Below are 20,450 nucleotides of genomic sequence, written 5' to 3'. Positions count from 1 at the left end.
CCGGATTTGGCCATTTTCTATGATTCTTTTCGTTGAATAGCTCGCTATTCGCCTCAAATAATCATAAAAACTGTCTCAAACCGGACTTTTTCTCGCTACGGTCGGCTAAGTCCGACAGACTCCTAGGTCAGTACTGCTTGCTTTCACGCCCGGTGTAGGCTGTTGTTACGTGGAAAAGCTGAATCGAGTTAGAGGTAATAAAAAAACCATCAGTCGCCTGGCGGCTACTGATGGTTTGGTGGGCGTGAAGAAGTCTTTACTGCTCTTCTTCCTTCATTTCCGAGTGCAGTGTACTGTCATTGGGTGCTTTGAAGTCATCTTCGTCGGTGAGTGAACTCTGACGACTGATATCTTCAAACGTCAGCTGAGGCTCTTTTGACGTAGTTGTCTGATGAGTCTTTGTGTCTTCATCTGTGGTTGCCAGAACTGTACTCATAAAGGTGAGTAACGTTTTGAGATTTTGCCCTGTTGACCTGATTCATTATGTCAAAAACCGTACCCAGAATAATCGGTACTCCCAGTATTGGACCAGTGGCTGAAGCAACGACAATCTTAGAGGCCAGGGCTCCCACACTTCCGGAGACTTTGGCGGTAATTTTAGAGTAATCATTGATGGATTTGGGCTGGAAGGTTGTCTTGAACAACTTATTGGAGAGCTTGGCTCCGCCAACGATAGTGGCACCAGCTACGGCACCTACAACACGTCCACCGGCATAACCAATAGCGGCTCCAGGCAGAGCTGCAAGTCTTGATGTAACAATACAAGCCGTCTTTAAACATTGTCCTATTGTAGCCATGGTGATTCCTCCTTGAATTTTATGACCTCCTGCTATTGAGCAGGGTTTCCTGTGTGTCGAAAGGATTCTTCCAGATTGAGCTACAGAGCACACTGACAAGGCTGTCAGATGAACTAACAAGTCTTTGAACTACTGAATAAAAGCATGATTACTGATAAGAAGATGATATAGAGAGATGGGGGCTTTCAGCGGATAAAAGCCGGTATGATCGCGTCTTTTGTCCGTTGGAGTATTGTTTATGCCTGCCTCACGTTTTCGCTCTCTGTCCTTGTTGCTGGTTACTATTGCTGTGGTCCTGCTGGGCTGTTCTACGCAATCCTCCAAACTTCCACCTCCGTCATCAGAGCTGAAAGTCCTGGAGTTCACGGTTTTGCACACCAACGACAACCATGGAAAGTTCTGGCGTAATCGCCATGGGGAAATGGGAATGGCAGCACGCAAGACTCTGATTGACCGTATTCGCAGGGAGGTAGAGGGCGAAGGAGGGAAAGTGTTGTTGCTGTCAGCAGGCGACATTAATACCGGGGTACCGGAATCAGATATACAGCAGGCCAGGCCTGATTTTGTCGGTATGAATAAGATTGGCTATGACGCCATGACGCTGGGCAACCACGAGTTTGATAATCCATTGAATGTTTTGATGGAGCAGGAGCAGTGGGCTGACTTCCCTTTTCTCTCTGCCAATATTTATTACCGGGCTTCGGAGCAACTGGTCTTTAAACCCTGGTTAAAGAAAGATCTGGACGGTGTTCGGGTGGGTATTCTGGGGCTGACCACCGAGGATACCGAAGCTCTTGTCAACAGCGACTATGTTGAGGATATTTTCTTTGTTAATGCGGTGGGTGCAGCCAGAACCTGGGTGCCTGTGCTCAAGCAGGACGACAAAATGGATATTGTCATTGCCCTGACTCATATCGGCCATTATCCCAATGCCAGGCACGGTGAGAACGCTCCTGGCGATGTGACTCTGGCCAAAGAGGTTGATGGCATCGACATTATTGTTGGTGGTCATTCACAAAATAAGCTCGAGAGACCGGATATCAAAAACAGTACCTACATTCTTCAAGCCTGGGAGTGGGGGAAATACGTTGGTCGGGCAGATTTCAAGTACTACTACATGGATAACTTTGACGGCAAAGGAAACCGCAAAGGTGTGCTGAAGATGATCAATTACCGGTTGATACCCGTCAATTTGAAAAGGCCCGAAATGATCAATGGGCGAGAAGTGTGGGTGAATATAGGGAAAGAAATTCCAGAAGATCAGGCCGTGTTGGATGCCCTTAAGCCCTACCATGATAAAGCCCAGGATCTGCTTATGAAGAAAGTGGGTACCCTGGACAAGGCTCTGAGTGGTGAACGTTCTCTGGTCCGTTCGAAGCCTGCTGCGATTGGTCATCTCCTGGCCAGAGCTCAAATGGAGAAAGCCGGGGCTGATCTGGCGGTTGTGAACGGAGGCGGGATCAGAACCGGACTTCCCGCCGGAGAGATTACCGAAAAAGATATTCTCAAAGTGCAGCCCTTTGGCAACATGGTCTGTTATGTGGACATGAAGGGCCAGGATCTGAAGCGCTATATCGAAGACATTGCCGACATACGTCCGGTCAGTGGTGGGTTTGCCCAGTTTGCGAATGTAAAACTAACCATGAAAGGTGACAGGTTGGAGCGTCTGGAGATAGGTGGCAAGCCTGTCCAGAAAGATAAAGTGTACCGTCTGGCGATCAATGACTTTTCGGCTGGTGGCGGGGATAAATGGCCAGTGATTGATGATAATCCTACTTTTGTGAACACAGGTTATACAGATGCTGTCGTATTGAGAGATTACATCAAGAAGCATTCGCCACTTCAGGCCAGTGAATATCAACCACGCAAAGGTAATATCGCTCGTTGAGTTTATTGATCTGATCAGGGTGCCTTTGGGCACCCTGACCGTGCTATCAGGACTTGGGAGGCAGAAGTTTTTCAAGCTCTGCTTTGAGATCCTTGCCAGCATCGTGTGTATGCAGGAGTTGGCCGTTGACGAACAGGGTGGGTGTACCGGTTACGCCCAGATCCTGAGCCATTTTCTCGGAGTTTTTGACAAACTCTGCCGACTCGTCAGAAGCCAGACAGGCATTGAAGGCTTGTGCATCAAGTTTCAGGGTTTTCGCCAGCTCGGAAGCGGTTTCCATGGTAACCGCTTGTTCATAAGCTAGGTTATAGAAATCCCAGAACTTGTCCTGCTGTCCGGCACAATAGGCGCCTCTGGCTGTTTGTGTAGTACTTCCGGCAACCCCTTTTTCAGTAACCGGGTAATCGATGTAATAGAATTTAACCTGGTCGCCATACTGCTTCAGCAACTTGTCGATTTCAGGCTTGCTGTTACGGCAATAACCGCAGTTGTAATCCGCAAACTCTACGACAGTGATTTGAGCGTCCTTTGGACCTTTGAAGGGATAAGGTGACAGATCCATTGAGAAGGTGGGTGGTTCAGGCTTTTCCAGCTTGTTGATGAAGCCGGTTTCTTTTTTGACCTTTTCAATCAGGGCCAGCACTTTTTCTTTTTGCTTCTGTTGTTGAAGCTGCTGGGTTAACGCCACTTCAATCTCTTCCAGTGGTCGGCCAATCTGATTCTTGTATTGTTCGTAAACGGATTTCACTTCTTCTTTGCTGACAGACTCTGCTTTCAATAACTCTTCTCTGACATCGTTGATGATATCGTTGATGACATCGTTGATAGCGCGGTCAGTGCGGGGTGCGACTTCTTCGACGGATATACCATCACTGTTTTCAACCTGACTCACTTTATCAGGATTGTTGGTCGTCAGCCGGATTCGGGAAATACCCATCTTGGACAAGACCTGCAAAGAGGCAGAAAAGTCTCGCTCATCCTGATGAAATCCCAGATCATTGAACGACTCTGTCACTACATCTCGGCCGGTACTAAAGCCGTAAGAATACAGTCCTGCAATCATCACATGGCCGATGCCCCTGCCGGCATGTCTTTCCCCTACGGCCATGACCAGGAAACCACCGGTGCTGTCATTGACCAACATCTCCATGGCCAGGTCTCTTTGCTCGTCGCAGTCACAATGGCTGGAGTGAAAATAATGGCCATGGGGACAAAGAGACTGCAATCGAACCAGAGGCGTCTGATTCTCAAAGTCCTGATGGCCATAACTGGCCACAAAATAAACATCTTCTTCTGGAGTGCCTTGATTGAAAATCCAGGGAGAGGCTTCTCGTTCTTTATTGCCCGTGAATATTGCCCGTGAATATTGCCCGTGAATATTGCCGATGAGGCCCCGGCCAAACAGCCTGTATCATCTGAAATCGGTATTACCCTCACCAGCCCCGGAGGCATCCGTATTGAACTCGCACCCGGATTTGATCCGCAAGCCTTGCAGATGGTTCTTCAGGTGTTGGAGGCGGCATGATGGGGGATGCGATGTCTCTCAAGGTTTACCTGGCTCCGGGTGCCACCGACATGCGCAAGTCCATTGACGGCCTTGCCCTCTGGTCAGCGAGGTGCTGGAGCTTGACCCATTCTCCGAGAGCCTGTTCGTATTCTGCAACCGGGGGCGCAATTAGCTCAAAATCCTGCACTGGCAAACTAACGGTTTTTGGTTGTACTACCGCCGTCTTGAGAAAGGCCGGTTCAAATGGCCTGCAACCAATTCATCCGATGAGGCGGTGAGCATTACCCGCAGGCAGCTGAACTGCTTACTGGACGGGTTGCCCCTCAACCAGAAAGCCGCTCATCGTCCCATGTTGTATCAGGCGGTGGCATGAACACCATTGCCATAACCTGGCTCAATAAAAAAACGACAGGGGTTGCGGGATAATAGCGGGCATGAATACCCTTACCGTACCCGCCCAGACCTTTGAAGACCTACAGTTGGAAAATACCCAGTTGAAGGTGAAACTGGCGTGGTACGAAGAACAGTTCCGCCTGAACCGACACCAACAGTTTGCCGCATCCAGTGAGCGTTTTGACGGTCAGGGTCAGCTGTTCAATGAAGCTGAGGCTCTGGCTGAAGAAGAACCCGACGAACCGGACGTTCAGCAGGTACCTGCCCATGAGCGCAAGAAGCCGGTCAGAAAACCGCTGTCAAAAGACCTGCCACGGAAAGTGGTCGAGATCGATATTGCCGACGCCGACAAGCAGTGCGACGGCTGCGGTGACACACTCAAAGCCTTTGGTTATGAAAGCAGCTGCAAGCTGGATATCGTGCCAGCCCAGGTCAAAGTACTGGAAATCCGTCGTCTGAAATACGCCTGCGCCTGTGAGGCGGGCGTAAAAACAGCGCCGACACCGACGATGCCCATCCCAAAAGCATCGCCATGCCGGGCCTGCTGGCCTGGATCATTACCAGCAAATATTGCGACGCCCTGCCTCTGTACCGACAGGAATTCATTCTCAAGCGCATGGGGGCTGAAATCACCCGTGCGACAATGGCTGAAAAAACAGCAACTGAGAATCCTGCCCGAAAGCAAACTGGGCAAGGCCATCACCTACGCTCTGAACCAATGGCCGTACCTGCCGCGCTATCTTGACGATGGTCTGTTGGATATTGATAACAACGCCGCTGAACGTTCTATCAAATCCTTCGTGATAGGCCGTGTTTGCTCACTCCGTTCATGGCGCACAGGACAGTGTGGTGCTATACAGTCTGGTGGAAACGGCTAAGGCCAATAGGCTGGAGCCTTACCCTTGGTTCCGGTATGTGCTGACCAGGCTGCCGCAACTGGAAAAAGGGGCGTGCGTGAAGCATCTCTTGCCCATGAACCTTGTGCCGGATGACGTAAAGGTAATGGATTATTTCCAGTAGCAGAAGATGCAGCGGGGCAGTCTCCGTTGCATCTGAGTTGATTGTCGAAACATGGGAATACAATAAAATGTTCAAACGCAATATATCCCGGACTCAATGTATAGCTCGATGTATAAGGTGCCTCGCTGTCAGCACGTTTTTTCTGTCAATGATTGCGATGTTGTGTCCACCGGCGAGTGTAGAGGCTAATGACGATATACCTGAGGCATACCGTCACCTGATGCCCATTGGTGATGATTTTCCCGGAACCGTGCCTGCCGAGGCCGAACGGGTCACTAAAACGGTTAAGTTTTCACTTCACCCCCGAGATTTTTCTGAATTAAAACTTTTGTTCCCACCGAAAAACCAGCAAAGCACCGGGCTATATCGAGTCCCGGGGGAATCCATTACGGTTGAAGTTCACCCTTTGAGTGAGACGCATAAAAGACCCCAACTCCGAATTGGGGCTCATACGGGTAGGCTCGTAAACGCTCCCAAGCCTTTAAAAAGAGTCAGTTATGCCTCAGATCTTATGAATTTGGATAAACCGGAACAGGAGGATCGAAATTGGGCTTCCGGCCTGATCTATCTGGAGAGCGACCAGACGGGAGAAGAGGCGTTTGAGGTGACCATTAAAGGCGCAGTTCGCGCCCCATGGTTCAAGCTGGGCAGAGACACGCCTGCGCAGTGGAAGACCATCAGGCAGTATCCCGCCCCCTGGGCTGAGTTGGAGGGAGAGCACACCATTCTCACCCTGCCATCGGCGATGATCCGTGACTTGGTCAACCCCATCCCTGTGATCAATGCCTACGATCAGTTGGTTAAAGACGCTAACGCGCTGGCGGGGCTGACTCCGGATGCAGAGGACATTCGTCATAGAGCGCCGGATCTGCCCTTTCGTTTTGTTCTGGATTGCCAAACGAATCATGGCAAACAATCATACGCTGGGTTCAATGTTGTTTTTTACTGGCTTCAGTATTTCGACGCACGCAATACCCGATTTCTTCGCGCCAAAGCAACCCCATACGATTTTATTGACCCAGAGACCATTCGTAACGGCTATTTAGCAAGGCATGAACTGGGTCATAATTATGAGCCAAAAGACAGGGTGCCATTACTAGGCAGTGGTCAAGGCATAGCTGGTGTACTCCTGTACGCTTTTAGATACCGACTTGGCCACAGGGGGATAGAACTCAAGAACGGCTGGAGCGGAGATTTTTATAATTACTTTGGATTTCCGGGTCAGCTCTATTTCTTCTTGTTAAAAGGCTGGACAGGAGCATTCAAGACAGAGCCTTCTTGGAAAGAGGGCTCTTTCCTTATGCGGCTTATCAATGAACACTCCCCTGAGGCTATCACTCACTTTTACAAAAAATATCGCACCATGGAGTCCGAATTCAAAGGCAATGATCGCTTTCTGATCGAGTTAAGCGAGGCCAGCGGCTATAACCTGGCGCCTCTGTTCAGCGACTGGGGTATCCCATTCAGCCCTGAAGCCCAGCAACAGGTATTTGGTCAATATCCTTGTTGGCATCATGATGCTTTCTGAGGATAGGCGTCATTCCACCGTGATTCGATGGTGATCATCCGTGCGTTCACTTGCCAGCGCATGAGCTATGCGGTTCGCCTGAAGGTGGCGATAGCTAACCGCATGAAAGATGTTGTGCTGATTAACAACGATAAGCAAGCCAATGTTGTCTGCATGGTCATCACCATGCGCTTACCGATAATCAATGGTCTGTCTGGAATTTAGTTGACACTTGAAAACAAAATTCCTGCCAATAAAGTGCTCTTCAGATGAAGAGCACGAATGGATTTATAGTCAGAATGAAAGTGGTCTGAGCTATTTCACTCGGGTAATGACTACCCGAACCGTCGGGTTATCCCACCGGTGTTCCTGAGTCAGAACTGAGCCACTCAGTCCGTCATCGGAGGTGACAACACCGCTGTGCATTCTGACTTCATCAGCAAAATCATCTCTGGCACTGTTAAAGCCTTCACCGTTGTCAGCCGGACCCGGCATGGTGCCAGCAGATTCGGTATTGGCTTCGGTGCCAGAATGATGAGCTGAGATAATAAAGTGCTTTGAGAATTTAAGGGGGGAGACTTTTGTCATTCTAAGAACGAGCGACTTTTTAAAGCTAACTTTGAGAATGATAGGTTTGTTGAGTTGAATGAACTAAGGCGCTGAATAAACAAGAAGAAGGGATAGTAGTTGACTGGTTTTTTGAACGCCCTGCTCCGAAAGGAACAGGGCAAGACGGCGTTGATCTTTAGAAGTTGTACTTCAGGGAGTAGATCATTGCATTTTGGTAGGTGTTGGCACCCAGCTTGTCGTCTGCATAGCGGTACTGAAGGCCAGCAGTGATCTTATCGGTAGCATTCCACCACAGGGAAACAGCTCCGTTCTGACCGGTTTCTTTGCCGTCAGCATAATCTTTGTCACGGTTAAATTCAGTTTCATGCCAGTTGGTGACCATGAAGTCTTCGCCAAAGGCTTTGAAGCCGTAACCCAGAACCCAACCCAGCATGTAGCCATTATTGCCACTGTAGTAGGTGGTTTGGGCGTTGTGTACACCAATGAAGGGTTTGAAGAAGAAAGAACCCTGGGCAATGTTATAGCCAAAACCAACAACACGGTTTTGCTCATTGAAGCCATCGGTGCTCAGGTCATAAACCTGACCGTACAGATTGAAACCGGTGTCGCCCAGATTAAGGCGCATGGTGCCTTTCATGGCGATACGACGGCCGTCACCGTCATCTTCCTCATTGCTTTTGTGTGGGTTTTCCAGATCGATGAAACCATAAATCTCACCCCAGTCGAAACCGGCACCGCCTTCCAACTCCAGGTAAGTGAAGTCTTTTTTGCCACCTGCTGTACGCTCTTCAGTGCCGTTGGACCAGTCCAGACGGTTGATGCTGATGTTACCAAAGCCGTACTGGTATTCAGCGCTGGCAGTGGTGGTGTAAGCAGCAGATACAGCAGCCAGTGCCAGTGTGGCATTACGCAGGAGTTTCATGGATAGCCCGATTCCGGTCAGAGAAAAAATTCAGGCCGAGAAAGTTATAGGCTTTGTAAGTATTCAGGGATGGTCAGTTTCCGATCAATACTAACGTCAATGTGCGTGTAGTTAATTTGTTTATATGTTCATCCCCTTGTCGCAGTATGCGTAATCAAGTATTTCCAGGGTGCAACCCGAATGGCTTGTGCAAAGATTTTGTAGGCTTGTTGCTATGAATTGAATGTTTTTATAGCGAGTTCCAGAGAGTATCGAAGATGATCTTTTGAGTGCTGGCAATCTCTTTGGAGTCAATAACAACAGCAACGGGATAGTCCATGGACGCTAATGAAATCATGGCGACTTTGGGTGGGTAAATAGCGATGTAGCTGGCATCAATGTTACCAATGGCATTGATCCATTTTCGTTCAGAAAGCTCGGCGTCTTCCCCGCCTTCACCAATGGCAATGACCCGGACATTAATGCCCTTGCGGATACGCTGCTGGGTATAGTTCGGGAAGGGGCGATAAAGATGCTGACGGATCGGTTTGGATGAAAAAATGGAATAGTTTTTCTCATCCTGCTTGGCCACCGTATTCAGAATGTCCTTCAACACAAACTCAATGCCGCTGTCGCCCTCGTAGAAACGGACGTTTCCTGCATTGAAATCCGGCTTGAGTTGATTCAGCTGAGGAATCAGCTTTTGTTTCATCTCTTCAATACTTTGTTCCAGAGACTGTTTTTTTTCTTCTGCCAGATCCAGCAGCTTTTCGGGGGGCTCTGCGCAGAAAACCCGCCTTTTACCTTTAGGGAAATAGCTGACAATACCTTTACCGGCCAGGCCTTTCAGGGTCTCGTAGGTGGTCCCGCGATTAATATCTGCTTGTGCCGCAATATCACGGATAGAGGCGGTGCCAAGCTTTAACAGGGCCAGATAAAGCTTGATTTCCTTCTGATCGAGTCCCAGTTGTTCCAGTGTGTCCAGGTTCATATTGTCAATTTTCCAATGACAAACACAGTTGTGTTTCAGACGTTATAGGATAAGCTAAATTCAATACTGTAGAAAAGTGTCAGCACTTCTTATGACATCGATTGTAAGAAAAGAGGCACTTATTTCTGATGTTTCCTGCTGTTATTTGTCCTGTCTGTACTGTCTGCATGAGTTCATTGAAAGCCAATGGGTTCAGATTGAGAGGTTCAAACGGTTTTTCCAGGGGAGGTGAACCATGTGTTTTGCCATGTGTTTTGCCATGGTTTTTGCTTTTGTTTTTCCCCCGGCAGGCGACATAGAGAGAAACCCGAATTGTTTAAGAGAGAACCATGAGAGCTGATATTGTCATTCTTGCTGCCGGTCAGGGCAGCCGTATGAAGTCTAACCTTCCCAAAGTTCTGCACCCTATTGCCGGTAAGCCCATGCTGGAGCACGTGATTCTCAGTGCCCTGCAAACCCAGAAAGTGATCGGTAAGGGTGAGATTCACGTGGTCATTGGCCACGGTGCAGAAAAGGTAAAAAGCGCCCTGGGGCATTACGATCTCAAATGGGTTGAGCAAACGGAACAACTCGGCACAGGTCATGCCGTACAGCAGGCTGTGCCTGGTTGTAAAGATGCCGATGTGGTTCTGGTTCTGTACGGAGATGTGCCACTGATTCATGCTTCAACCCTGCAATCCCTGCTGGCAGCCAGCAACGGAGAAAGACTGGGCCTGCTGACCATTAATCTGGCCAACCCTTCCGGTTATGGCCGTATTGTGCGGGACGGTTTTGGCAGTGTGCAGGCCATCGTTGAAGACAAAGATGCAACGCCCGAGCAGCTGGCTATTAATGAAGTGAACACCGGTATCATGGCTATTCCAGGCAGCAAGCTGGGTGAATGGGTCATGGGGTTGGATAATAAGAATGCCCAGAAGGAATATTACCTGACGGATGTTGTTTCCAAAGCTGTCTCTGAAGAGACCCCCGTTGTCCATGTTCAACCTCAAAAGGCTACAGAAGTAGAGGGTGTTAACAGTAGGGTTCAGCTGACAGAACTGGAGCGGGCTTTCCAGCAGCAGCTGGCGACTGCCATGATGACCAGCGGTGTCACTATTATTGACCCATCCCGCCTGGATATTCGCGGTGATATTAAAACCGGCAAGGATATCCTGCTGGATATCAACGTGATTCTGGAAGGCAATGTCGAGATTGCAGATAGCGTGGTGATCGAAGCTGGCTGTGTCATTCGCAATTCAAAAATTGGCGAAGGTACTGTGATCAAGGCGCATTCGATCCTTGAAGACGCAGAAGTTGCTGCTAACTGTGAGGTGGGTCCTTTCGCACGACTGCGCCCGGGCACCCAGCTGGCAGAAAATGCAAAAGTGGGTAACTTTGTCGAAACGAAAAAGGCCGTTATCGGTGAAGGCAGCAAGGTCAATCATCTGACCTATATAGGCGACGCTGAAATAGGTGCAGGGGTAAATGTCGGAGCTGGCACCGTGACCTGCAACTATGATGGGGTCAACAAACACAAAACCATCATTGAAGATAATGCCTTCATTGGCACCAACAGTTCACTGGTTGCACCGGTAACTATGGGTAAAGGTGCGACCACTGCAGCCGGTTCAGTCATTACCCAGAACCTGGAAGAAGGTCAGCTGGGTGTCGCCCGGAGTCGTCAGAGAAATATTGACGGCTGGCAGCGTCCCACCAAAAAGAATTGATTGTCAGGCAGGAGATAACTCCTGCCGCTCATGCAGAACACAGATCAAAGGTAGAAAATTATGTGTGGCATTGTAGGTGCTGTAGCGCAAAGGGATGTGGCGCCCATTTTGTTAGAAGGTTTGCGTCGTCTGGAGTATCGCGGCTATGACTCCGCAGGTGTAGCCATTGTGGGTGCAAACGGCGAACTTCAACGTCTCCGCAGAACCGGAAAAGTTTCCGAACTGAGTGAAGCCATTGGGCAGACACCCGTTCCAGGTGGTACCGGTATTGCCCATACCCGCTGGGCTACTCATGGTGAACCGAATGAGCGCAACGCTCACCCTCATGTTTCCGGTGAAGATATTGCTGTGGTTCACAACGGCATCATCGAAAACCACGAGCTGTTGAGAAGTCAGCTGGAAAAGGAAGGTTATACCTTTGCTTCTGATACTGACACAGAAGTCATTGCCCACCTGGTCAGCCATGAACTGAAAAGTGTAGACAGCCTGATCGCGGCAGTTCAAGCGGCCGTACCTCAGCTTGAAGGTGCTTATGGCATGGTGGTGATGGATCGTAAAGATCCTGAGCGTCTGGTGGTTGCCCGTTCTGGCAGCCCACTGGTGATTGGTCTGGGGTTGAGTGAAAACTTCATAGCCTCCGATCAGCTGGCTCTTTTCCCGGTGACTCGTCGTTTCATGTTCCTGGAAGAAGGCGATGTTGCTGAAGTCACTCGAACAACTGTCTCCGTCTTTGATGTAGATGGCAAAAGTGTGACCCGTACGGCCAAGGAAAGTGACGTTGAACACGATGCTGGTGACAAAGGACCATACCGTCACTACATGCTCAAAGAAATTCATGAACAACCCGATGCCATTGCCAATACTCTGGAAGGACGCCTGGGCGAAACCAAGCTGAATCTGGATATTCTGGGTAAGAACGGTATCGAGATTCTCAATAAAACCAAAGCCGTGCAGATTGTTGCCTGTGGCACCAGTTATCATGCCGGCATGGTCGCCCGTTACTGGTTTGAAGAGCTGGCCGGCATACCCTGTCGTGTAGAAATTGCTTCCGAATTCCGTTATCGCAAATTCTTTGTGCCTGAGGATTGCCTGTTCGTCACTATCTCCCAGTCTGGAGAAACGGCAGATACTCTGGCAGCGCTGAAGCTGGCTAAAGAAATGGGTTACATGGCTTCACTGAGCATTTGTAATGTACCCGGATCGTCCATGGTGCGCGAATCTGATATCGCTTTGATGACCCGAGCCGGAGCAGAGATTGGTGTAGCATCAACCAAAGCCTTCACCACTCAGCTGGCCGCCTTGCTGATGCTGGTAACGGCCATTGGTCGTCATACCGGTATGACGGAAGAACAGGAAGCTGAAGTCGTTAAAGCCCTGAGAGAGTTGCCTCATATCATCAGCAGTACTCTGGAAATGAGCGGTGAAATCGAAGCAGTAGCTGAAGATTTTGCCGATAAGCATCACAGCCTTTTCCTCGGTCGCGGTACTCAGTATCCGATTGCCATGGAAGGTGCGCTGAAGCTTAAGGAAATCTCCTACATTCACGCTGAAGCTTATGCTGCAGGTGAATTGAAGCACGGTCCTCTGGCGCTGATTGATAACGATATGCCCGTTATCGTGGTTGCACCTAACAACGACCTGTTGGAAAAACTGAAATCCAACATGGAAGAAGTCCGAGCCCGAGGTGGTCAGCTGTTTGTCTTTGCAGACCGCTATGCCCGTCTGGTAGCAGGCGACGGTATTCAGGTATTACCTGTAGAAGCTGCGCCAGAAGTAGTAGCACCTATCCTCTACACCGTACCTCTCCAGCTGCTGTCCTACTATGTGGCCATCATCAAGGGGACTGACGTCGATCAGCCTCGTAACCTGGCCAAGTCGGTGACTGTGGAATAAATCAGAAATTTTCCGCCAGTATCGCTATTGTGCAGCGATACTGGCTGTTTTCCTATTGCTCGTGTGGTCTCCAAGAACAACCGAAGTCAGGGAGCAATTCCCGTTATGACTTGTCGATACACTTTCTATAGCTACTAAAGCAGGTTTAGAGCTCCCTTCTCTTTGCATCAGAGGCTGTTATTGCTCTCTTTACTCAACTACTCAACTACTCAACTACTCAACTACTCAAGTTGAAGTCTTCGGCTGAACTGGATTAGCAAACTATGGCTGAAATAGAACGAAGTCTTCTAAAAAAATCTCTACGTTGGCCTACAGGTATTTTCAGAAGAATTAGTGGTAAGGGGGGGATATAAAGGTATTCCTAATCCTCAAAGTAAGAAAGAAGCGTGTGATTGTCTAACTCTTGAATGCGTTGGGCTCTGGGCAAAACGGGTACATCGTTGGATGACAGCCAGCTCTTACTAATTCAACGGGCATACGCATTCGGAAAAACATGACATAGTGTTGATGTGACTTGCACGGCTAATGCCGTAAAATACAGCTAGACCAAAATATCTTTAATCTTCTAGGAGTCTGTCGGACTTATGCTTTCGAGCATAAATTTCAGTAGAACGAGTCGACAGTCTTGAGCGTTCTAGACAGCTTCGATGGATTCGTGAGAATAGTTGACCTATTTAATCGAATTCATCGAATAATTGGGCCGTTCTTTCTGAAATTCAGGCCGAAATAGTCTTAAGTCCGACAGGCTCCTAGGTTATCGGATCTCAAAATCCGTCCTGCTGTATCCCTGATCGCGACAGAATGTATCAACCAGTGATTGAACCAGAACTTCTGGAGGACGCCGTATTCCTTCAGCCCAGGACTGAGAAATCAGCAAGGATGCACACTCGTTGTAAAGTGCAAAGACAGGATCAATGAACTTCATCTGGGTTGGCTCTTCCAGAATAAAGTTAAAGGCCGCTTTTTGATTTGCTACGGACTGACCTGGAACCGATTCACCATACTCATCTTCAGCCCCCATATTAATGAGCACCGCCTTGCTCTTCAGAAAGGCCTGTAACGGATAATACTTTTCAATCACACCTGAAAGACCAGTGGCTGTAATAATAAAATCCGCTTCAGCAACAGCAGCAAGAACGCTTTTTGTATCGTCTGCTTTTATCCATTCAGCTATAGCACTATCAACAGGTTTGTCCCTCAGCTCTACCACGGTCAGCCGGGCTTGCTCTGAAACCATAGCTCTGCTGATACCGACACCCACCTTACCATAGCCAAACAACAGCACCTTTTTGTTCTTCAAGTCTTCGAAACCCGATTGCTTCATGGCTCTGAGCAGACCATCACCCGTGCCAAGAACCGTTTCAAGGTTTTTAATCAGCGTTGAATCAACATCAAGGCAGGGCCTGCCGCTCAGACTGTGATAATAACTTAACCCGCTGCGGGTCAACTCAACGTATCCATAACGGGCTTCCAGATCAGCATGCTCTCCGCAACAATCCAGAATGACATCAAAAGACAGCACATCCGGCACCTTCTCATAACAACGAACCCCCTTACTCTGAAACAGGGCGACGACTTCCGGATCGGCTTCAATGATTTCTGGCCAGGACAGGGTTAGCTCCGCCCCACCTGCAACAACAGGGAGCAAGGCAACCTGCGTATTCTGGGTAAGAGGAGCAGCATAAAGTAGCCGCATACCCGCAAACGGCTTCTCTTTTTCAAAACGCTTTAACTGCTCCAGTAAACAGGGGTATTCTCTGATGGAAAAGCTACGCTCTACCACATGCTGTAATGTTTCGAATAGAGTCATCCAGTCTTACCTAATGGCTGTTTCAGTTCTGATTCAGTATTAAAGAAAGCACTGGAGTCTGAACTGTCAAACTCTGGAGACTGACCAAACGTTGTACTCGAGTAGAAAGCTGGGGGGAATGAGTCAGCTTATTCACTAAATCTTTGTGAATAGCCAACTCATTTAATCAAATCTAGCGGAAAACATGGCCGTTCTTTCTGAACTTCAGGCCAAGTGATTTATTCTTGGCTAACCTGCTAATGACTGAGGATCTGCCCCAGAAATTCCCTGGTGCGCTCAGACTCTGGATGATTGAAAAACACTTCTGGCGTGGCCTCTTCCACAACCTGCCCCTGATCCATAAAGATCATGCGATCCGCTACGGTTTTTGCAAAACCCATTTCATGGGTCACACAAATCATGGTCATGCCTTCATTGGCCAGCTCAATCATGACATCCAGCACTTCCTTGATCATCTCCGGATCCAATGACGAAGTAGGCTCATCAAACAGCATGATTTCAGGGTTCATGCAGAGGCTTCGGGCTATCGCCACCCGCTGTTGCTGCCCTCCGGAGAGCTGTCCGGGAAACTTGTCTGCCTGATCCGGGATACGGACGCGCTCAAGATATTCCATCGCCGTTTTTTCGGCTTCTTTCTTAGCAGTTTTTCTGACCCAGACAGGTGCAAGTGTGCAGTTTTCAAGGACAGTTAAGTGAGGAAACAGATTGAACTGCTGAAAAACCATACCCACTTCACGACGAACCTTTTCTATATTTTTCAGATCCCGGTTCAGTTCTGTGCCATCAACAATAATCTGGCCTTCCTGATGTTCTTCCAGTGCGTTAATACAGCGTATCAGGGTTGATTTACCGGAGCCAGAAGGACCACAGATAACAATTTTTTCGCCACGCAGCACATCCAGATTAATGTCCCTCAGGACATGGAAGTTCCCGTACCATTTATTGACTCCCTGCAACTTAATGACAGGGCTTGTCGGGTCTTTACCTTCCCGGATCATTTTTTCCATGGAGACCTCTCATTTTATTATTCTTTGTGAATTCCGCATTCAAACTCAGCTCTTTTCCAGACGCTGGCTGTACTTTGACATAGCAAAACAGAACAACCAGAAAACAAAACCGGCAAAAAGATAACCTTCCACGGCACTGCCCAGCCACTCAGGGTCATTCAGGCCAGCCTGAACAATGGAGAGCAGATCAAACAGACCAATAACCAATACCAGACTGGTGTCTTTAAACAAGGCGATAAAGGTATTCACGATACCAGGAATCACCAATCGCACAGCCTGGGGTAAGACAACCAGTAACATGCTCTGCCAATAACCCATTCCCAGGCTCTGGCAAGCTTCCACCTGACCTCTTGGAATGGCCTGCAATCCTCCTCGTACCACTTCTGCCATATAGGCGGATTGGAACATTACGATACCAATCAAAGCCCGAACCAGCTTGTCGAAAACAATTTCTTCAGGCACAAACAGTGGCAGCATGACCGAAGCCATAAACAGGACGGTAATCAACGGAACGCCACGCCAGAGTTCAATATAGGCAGTACAGAAAGTTCGAATGACCGGCATGGAGGAGCGTCTGCCCAAAGCCAGCAGAATACCCACCGGTAATGACGCCAGCATGCCATAGAGAGCCAGCACCAACGTGACCATCAAACCGCCCCACTGGTGTGTATCAACCACGGGCAGCCCCAGAAAACCACCTGACAGAATCAGCCAGGATGTCACTGGCAATACCAGCAACCCCATTCCCAATGCCAGTTTTTTGCCCGGAATAGCTGGAATCATCAGCCATCCCAAAACCAAAGCCAACTGGGCAAAAAAGAGATTAACCCGCCAGATTTCAGTTTCCGGGTAGAAACCATAAATAAACTGATCCAGTCGTGCAGTGACAAACGCCCAGCAGGCCCCTTCAATATTGCAAGCTGAACGGCTGGACCCGGTCCAGGTGGCATCCATCACCGCCCATTGCCAGAACGGTGGGATGATCAGATAAAGCCCATAAATAATGGTCAGTGTCAGCAGTGACTGTAAAGGGGTAACAAACAGGTTTTCCCGCATCCAGCCGACAATGCCCCTTGAGTTCACCGGGGGCTCTCTGGCAGGAATCATTTGCTGTTCCATCGTGCTCTTCATAAAGAGGATCCTTACCGCTCAACCAGCGATACCCAGCGGTTATAGAGGTTCATTAATACAGAGACGGTAAGACTGATGGTCAGATAAACGGCCATGGTCATGGCAATAACCTCCACCGCCTGACCGGTCTGGTTCAACGTTGTGCCTGCAAACACACTGACCAGATCTGGATAACCTATAGCCGTCGCCAGAGAAGAGTTTTTGATCAGGTTCAGATACTGGTTGGTCAGCGGAGGAATAATCACTCTCATTGCCTGGGGAATCACCACCAGACTCAGAACTCTGCGAGGCCTAAGGCCCAACGCCTCAGCGGCTTCCTTTTGCCCTCTGCTAACGGATTCAATGCCAGAGCGAACGACCTCCGCAATAAAAGCAGCTGTGTAGATAGTCAGAGCAAACCAGAGAGCGACCAATTCTGGCAACAACACCAGCCCGCCAGAAAAATTAAACCCTCTTAACGCCGGTATCTCCCATTGCAACTGAGCATCAACCAGAAAGCCTGTCACCAGAGGTATCAACAGGACGATAGAAACCATAATCGCTTTAATAAAAGGAATGGCCTTTCCGGTATTCTTTCGATGCTGTTTGTTAAAAAACATCATCAGCAATATTGCAACAACACAGGCCACAAGAACCCAGGCCACAGTCACCATTCCGGAATTCAATAGAGGCCAGGGAAGAGAGATACCTCGAACATTCAGAAAAATGGCATCAAACAGACTGAGACTCTGACGGGGACTGGGCAAAATGCCCAGAACGGCAAAGTACCAAAAGAAAATCTGCAGCAGCAGAGGAATATTCCGAAAAATCTCAATGTAGACACTGGCCAGTTTCGACAGTAGCCAGTTGGAGGAAAGCCGGGCTACACCGACCAAAAAACCCAGAATGGTGGCAAAAATAACGCCCAGAAACGACACCAGCAGGGTGTTGAGCAGACCCACCAGAAAAGTTCTGCCAAAGCTGTGGCTTTCGTCATACTCCACCAGCGTCTGGATAATACCAAACCCTGCTGACTGGGATAAAAAATCAAAGCCGGTACTGATACCACGCTGTTCCAGATTCGACAGGGTATTATTGACTACCCATCCGACCACTGCCACGACAGCAAGGATCAACAGAACCTGAAAAAGAACAGCTCGCCAGACCGGGTCTCGCCAGAGTCTTACAAACATAGGGTGCCTTTATTGCCCATGAAAAATCCGTTCATGGCTATTGTTCTTTATTTTTATTTCGCTATAGGCATCTGACAGATGTCTGCTGGCAGCCCACTGCAAAACGGCTGCCAGTCACTTTCAGGTGCCTGCTGGATTTAAGCTTTCGAGCATAAAATCATCTTAATTCCAGCAGACTCCCAGACTCTTAACGGAAAGGAGGAGCGTAAAGAATGCCGCCCTGACTCCACTGGGCATTGAGACCACGCTCAATCTTCAAAGGAGAGGATTCACCAATATTGTGCTCAAAGATTTCGCCATAGTTTCCGACTTGCTTAACCACCTGATAAGCCCAGTTATCCTTGAGCCCCATGCCTTTACCCTTGGGGCCATCAATACCCAGGAAGCGGCGCACCGAAGGATCGGTTGAAGACTTGCTCTTATCGATATTGGTAGAAGTCAGACCCAGCTCTTCAGCATTGATCATGGCGAACAGTGACCATTTAACAATGTTAAACCATTGATCATCACCCTGACGAACCAGTGGTCCCAGAGGTTCTTTGGAAATCACTTCAGGAAGAACAACAGCCTGATCGGGCTTTGACAGACGCAGTCGCAGAGCATAAAGCTGGGACTGATCAGAAGTCAGGACATCGCAACGACCGGAGTCAAAACCTTTGGCGGTACCATCAGATGTATCGAATACAACCGGCTGATATTTCATACCACTGGTACGGAAATAATCAGCGAGGTTCAGCTCCGTTGTCGTACCGGACTGGATGCAGACCGCAGCGCCATCCAATTGTTTCGCACTGGTCACACCCAGCTCTTTTTTCACCAGAAAGCCCTGACCATCGTAATAGCTGACACCGGCAAAGTTGAGACCCAGTGAAGCATCACGGGTGAGCGTCCAGGTGGTATTACGGGAGAGCATGTCAATTTCGCCTGACTGCAATGCAGTGAAACGCTCCTTCGCCGTCAGGGGAATGAATTTCACCTTGGAGGCATTGCCCAGAACAGCAGCAGCTACTCCACGACAAACGTCCACATCCATGCCAGACCACTCGCCTTTCTCATCAGGAGTCGCAAAACCTGGCAGTCCCGTATTCACCCCACAACTGAGGTAGCCCTTGCTTAATACGGTTTCCAGAGTGGTGCTACTGGTCTCTGCCTGTGCACTGGTGGCTACCAGCATAAGAGCAGGCGCCACCCACTTTTTGAGCTTTCTGATCATGATTCCGGTCCTGATTGTTATTGTTCTTTGTAATAGGCATCTGATACCTGCAGAACCTTACCGCTATTGTGCAGGACTGGCAACCACATCCCATGATAAAGCTCTCAGACTGAATGGAGCTGTATCATGGTCAACAGCCTTTCAGCCTGAGAGCTCCGACCAAGCAGCTGGAACCACTCCCGTACTGAAGTCTTTCTCTGTATCGCCATCCTGCTCTTTACCCAGCCAAAGATAAACACAAGGCAATACTGACAATGTAAACAGAGTACCCAATAGCATTCTACAAACAAGAATTATGCCAATACTGTTTCTGGTTTCAACTGTCAGTTTCTCTAACAAGGCTGCCCCTATATGGAACTTAAGTGCTTCATTAGTGGTCAAATCTGTAATCAGAAAACATCAAGGATCACAGAATGTTTAGAACGTCCCCAGAACCCGCTCGCAGTGCATGGACTGGCCCCAATCCATCTAACCCTCTTAAACAAACAGGCGCTGCCAGAGCAACAAGCGTTTCTGCAACAACTCATCTAACCGGGGAAGGTTCAAGCCAGCCAGCATCACCTCTATTGGCAAGATGAGCTTCCAAGCAAGTTGTCACGGTGGGCATCAGTAGAGACGATGTCAGAGGTAATCTCCGACGAATAGGAGATAAGATATTAGATAGAGAGACGGAAATAGAAGACCTACTCAAGCTATTGGCGGAAACCTATCGGGATGCTGTCAACAATGACCTCCTCAATCCAGCCTTTGAAGATAGCGAAACACCTCTTGGAAATGAAATAGATGAAGTCAAAGAAAGAATTCTTGCTAACCCGGTTATTTCATAAACTGCGCCGAATCTCGCGCAGGCATTTGTCGCTCTAAGGGATTTTGCGAAGGAGTGCCGTACCGGGGAGTACGGTCGACTGAGTAAAACTCCCTTAGAGCGGCAAAGGGCAAGTGAG

Annotated in this window: 21 protein-coding genes and 2 pseudogenes; 12 read left to right on the top strand and 11 right to left on the bottom strand. The window is 48.9% G+C overall.

The genetic code is table 11. The features are described 5' to 3' along the window. Window positions 1-256 precede the first annotated feature (256 nt). Together ACR2PX_RS27545 and ACR2PX_RS27540 are read right to left on the bottom strand one after the other, a co-directional pair. Window positions 257-436, bottom strand: coding sequence for a hypothetical protein (locus tag ACR2PX_RS27545; protein ID WP_434002564.1), 180 nt, complete (start codon window positions 434-436; stop codon window positions 257-259). Continuing rightward, window positions 408-797 (bottom strand): hypothetical protein, encoded by a 390-nt coding sequence (locus tag ACR2PX_RS27540; RefSeq protein WP_434002563.1) that lies wholly within the window; start codon window positions 795-797, stop codon window positions 408-410. The genes ACR2PX_RS27545 and ACR2PX_RS27540 overlap by 29 nt, the downstream gene beginning before the upstream one ends. A gap of 238 nt (window positions 798-1,035) precedes the next feature. Between ACR2PX_RS27540 and ushA the strand changes: the two genes are divergently transcribed. Beyond that, complete coding sequence (gene ushA, locus ACR2PX_RS27535) at window positions 1,036-2,685, top strand: bifunctional UDP-sugar hydrolase/5'-nucleotidase UshA (RefSeq protein WP_434002561.1); 1,650 nt, start codon at window positions 1,036-1,038, stop codon at window positions 2,683-2,685. A 46-nt stretch (window positions 2,686-2,731) separates the two neighbouring features. Here ushA and ACR2PX_RS27530 read toward each other — a convergent pair whose 3' ends face one another. Continuing rightward, entirely contained in the window at window positions 2,732-3,961 is a 1,230-nt protein-coding gene (locus tag ACR2PX_RS27530) for a thioredoxin domain-containing protein (protein WP_434002560.1), read from the bottom strand. Window positions 3,962-4,057: 96 nt separating this feature from the next. On the opposite strand from ACR2PX_RS27530, the gene ACR2PX_RS27525 reads away from it, so the two are divergent. The 7 genes and pseudogenes from ACR2PX_RS27525 to ACR2PX_RS27495 all read left to right on the top strand — a co-directional run bounded on the left by ACR2PX_RS27525 (window position 4,058) and on the right by ACR2PX_RS27495 (window position 7,337). Continuing rightward, window positions 4,058-4,210, top strand: a complete 153-nt coding sequence (locus tag ACR2PX_RS27525; RefSeq protein ID WP_434002559.1) for a hypothetical protein — start codon at window positions 4,058-4,060, stop codon at window positions 4,208-4,210. Between the two features lie 160 nt (window positions 4,211-4,370). Beyond that, window positions 4,371-4,565 carry an IS66 family insertion sequence element accessory protein TnpB gene (tnpB, locus tag ACR2PX_RS27520; protein ID WP_434002565.1) on the top strand — a complete coding sequence of 65 codons (195 nt, stop codon included), beginning with the start codon at window positions 4,371-4,373 and terminating at the stop codon, window positions 4,563-4,565. A 61-nt stretch (window positions 4,566-4,626) separates the two neighbouring features. After that, window positions 4,627-5,052 (top strand): annotated as a pseudogene (locus ACR2PX_RS27515) (IS66 family transposase zinc-finger binding domain-containing protein); the annotation flags it as partial. A 171-nt stretch (window positions 5,053-5,223) separates the two neighbouring features. Next, window positions 5,224-5,463, top strand: a pseudogene (locus ACR2PX_RS27510) (IS66 family transposase); the annotation flags it as partial. Beyond that, window positions 5,396-5,605 carry a transposase domain-containing protein gene (locus ACR2PX_RS27505; protein ID WP_434002558.1) on the top strand — a complete coding sequence of 70 codons (210 nt, stop codon included), beginning with the start codon at window positions 5,396-5,398 and terminating at the stop codon, window positions 5,603-5,605. The pseudogene ACR2PX_RS27510 and the gene ACR2PX_RS27505, both read left to right, overlap by 68 nt. A 157-nt stretch (window positions 5,606-5,762) precedes the next feature. After that, entirely contained in the window at window positions 5,763-7,133 is a 1,371-nt protein-coding gene (locus tag ACR2PX_RS27500) for a M60 family metallopeptidase (RefSeq protein WP_434002557.1), read from the top strand. A 27-nt stretch (window positions 7,134-7,160) separates the two neighbouring features. Further along, on the top strand, window positions 7,161-7,337 hold the full coding sequence (locus ACR2PX_RS27495) for a hypothetical protein (RefSeq protein WP_434002556.1): 177 nt from the start codon (window positions 7,161-7,163) through the stop codon (window positions 7,335-7,337). Window positions 7,338-7,427: 90 nt separating this feature from the next. Here the strand turns inward: ACR2PX_RS27495 and ACR2PX_RS27490 are convergent, their stop codons facing one another. The 3 genes from ACR2PX_RS27490 to ACR2PX_RS27480 all read right to left on the bottom strand — a co-directional run bounded on the left by ACR2PX_RS27490 (window position 7,428) and on the right by ACR2PX_RS27480 (window position 9,574). Further along, on the bottom strand, window positions 7,428-7,700 hold the full coding sequence (locus tag ACR2PX_RS27490) for a spondin domain-containing protein (RefSeq protein WP_434002555.1): 273 nt from the start codon (window positions 7,698-7,700) through the stop codon (window positions 7,428-7,430). Window positions 7,701-7,857: 157 nt separating this feature from the next. Then, window positions 7,858-8,604 (bottom strand): outer membrane protein OmpK, encoded by a 747-nt coding sequence (locus ACR2PX_RS27485; protein ID WP_434002554.1) that lies wholly within the window; start codon window positions 8,602-8,604, stop codon window positions 7,858-7,860. 229 nt (window positions 8,605-8,833) lie between these two features. Then, window positions 8,834-9,574, bottom strand: coding sequence for a TrmB family transcriptional regulator (locus ACR2PX_RS27480; RefSeq protein WP_434002553.1), 741 nt, complete (start codon window positions 9,572-9,574; stop codon window positions 8,834-8,836). A gap of 329 nt (window positions 9,575-9,903) precedes the next feature. Here ACR2PX_RS27480 and glmU point away from each other — a divergent pair, with 329 nt between their 5' ends. After that, the gene (gene glmU / locus ACR2PX_RS27475) at window positions 9,904-11,280 is read left to right on the top strand and encodes a bifunctional UDP-N-acetylglucosamine diphosphorylase/glucosamine-1-phosphate N-acetyltransferase GlmU (RefSeq protein ID WP_434002552.1); all 1,377 of its coding nucleotides are present in this window, start codon (window positions 9,904-9,906) and stop codon (window positions 11,278-11,280) included. A 60-nt stretch (window positions 11,281-11,340) separates the two neighbouring features. Beyond that, complete coding sequence (glmS, locus tag ACR2PX_RS27470) at window positions 11,341-13,173, top strand: glutamine--fructose-6-phosphate transaminase (isomerizing) (protein WP_434002551.1); 1,833 nt, start codon at window positions 11,341-11,343, stop codon at window positions 13,171-13,173. Between the two features lie 754 nt (window positions 13,174-13,927). Here glmS and ACR2PX_RS27465 read toward each other — a convergent pair. The 5 genes from ACR2PX_RS27465 to ACR2PX_RS27445 all read right to left on the bottom strand — a co-directional run bounded on the left by ACR2PX_RS27465 (window position 13,928) and on the right by ACR2PX_RS27445 (window position 19,506). Further along, entirely contained in the window at window positions 13,928-14,983 is a 1,056-nt protein-coding gene (locus ACR2PX_RS27465; protein WP_434002550.1) for an NAD(P)-dependent oxidoreductase, read from the bottom strand. Between the two features lie 236 nt (window positions 14,984-15,219). After that, window positions 15,220-15,990, bottom strand: a complete 771-nt coding sequence (locus ACR2PX_RS27460; RefSeq protein WP_434002549.1) for an amino acid ABC transporter ATP-binding protein — start codon at window positions 15,988-15,990, stop codon at window positions 15,220-15,222. A 45-nt stretch (window positions 15,991-16,035) separates the two neighbouring features. Beyond that, window positions 16,036-17,121 carry an amino acid ABC transporter permease gene (locus tag ACR2PX_RS27455; protein WP_434002548.1) on the bottom strand — a complete coding sequence of 362 codons (1,086 nt, stop codon included), beginning with the start codon at window positions 17,119-17,121 and terminating at the stop codon, window positions 16,036-16,038. A gap of 11 nt (window positions 17,122-17,132) precedes the next feature. Further along, a complete protein-coding gene (locus tag ACR2PX_RS27450; protein ID WP_434002547.1) occupies window positions 17,133-18,293 on the bottom strand; it encodes an amino acid ABC transporter permease in 1,161 nt (386 codons plus the stop codon). A 187-nt stretch (window positions 18,294-18,480) separates the two neighbouring features. Then, window positions 18,481-19,506, bottom strand: coding sequence for an amino acid ABC transporter substrate-binding protein (locus ACR2PX_RS27445; RefSeq protein WP_434002546.1), 1,026 nt, complete (start codon window positions 19,504-19,506; stop codon window positions 18,481-18,483). Between the two features lie 413 nt (window positions 19,507-19,919). On the opposite strand from ACR2PX_RS27445, the gene ACR2PX_RS27440 reads away from it, so the two are divergent. Beyond that, entirely contained in the window at window positions 19,920-20,084 is a 165-nt protein-coding gene (locus ACR2PX_RS27440; protein WP_434002545.1) for a hypothetical protein, read from the top strand. A 21-nt stretch (window positions 20,085-20,105) separates the two neighbouring features. After that, the gene (locus tag ACR2PX_RS27435) at window positions 20,106-20,333 is read left to right on the top strand and encodes a hypothetical protein (RefSeq protein WP_434002544.1); all 228 of its coding nucleotides are present in this window, start codon (window positions 20,106-20,108) and stop codon (window positions 20,331-20,333) included. Window positions 20,334-20,450: the final 117 nt, after the last annotated feature.

Source organism: Endozoicomonas sp. (assembly GCF_051008435.1).
Classification (GTDB): Bacteria; Pseudomonadota; Gammaproteobacteria; order Pseudomonadales; family Endozoicomonadaceae; genus Endozoicomonas_A.
The sequence above is the reverse complement of the archived record's forward strand: the minus strand, read 5'-3'. Positions and strand labels throughout refer to the sequence as shown.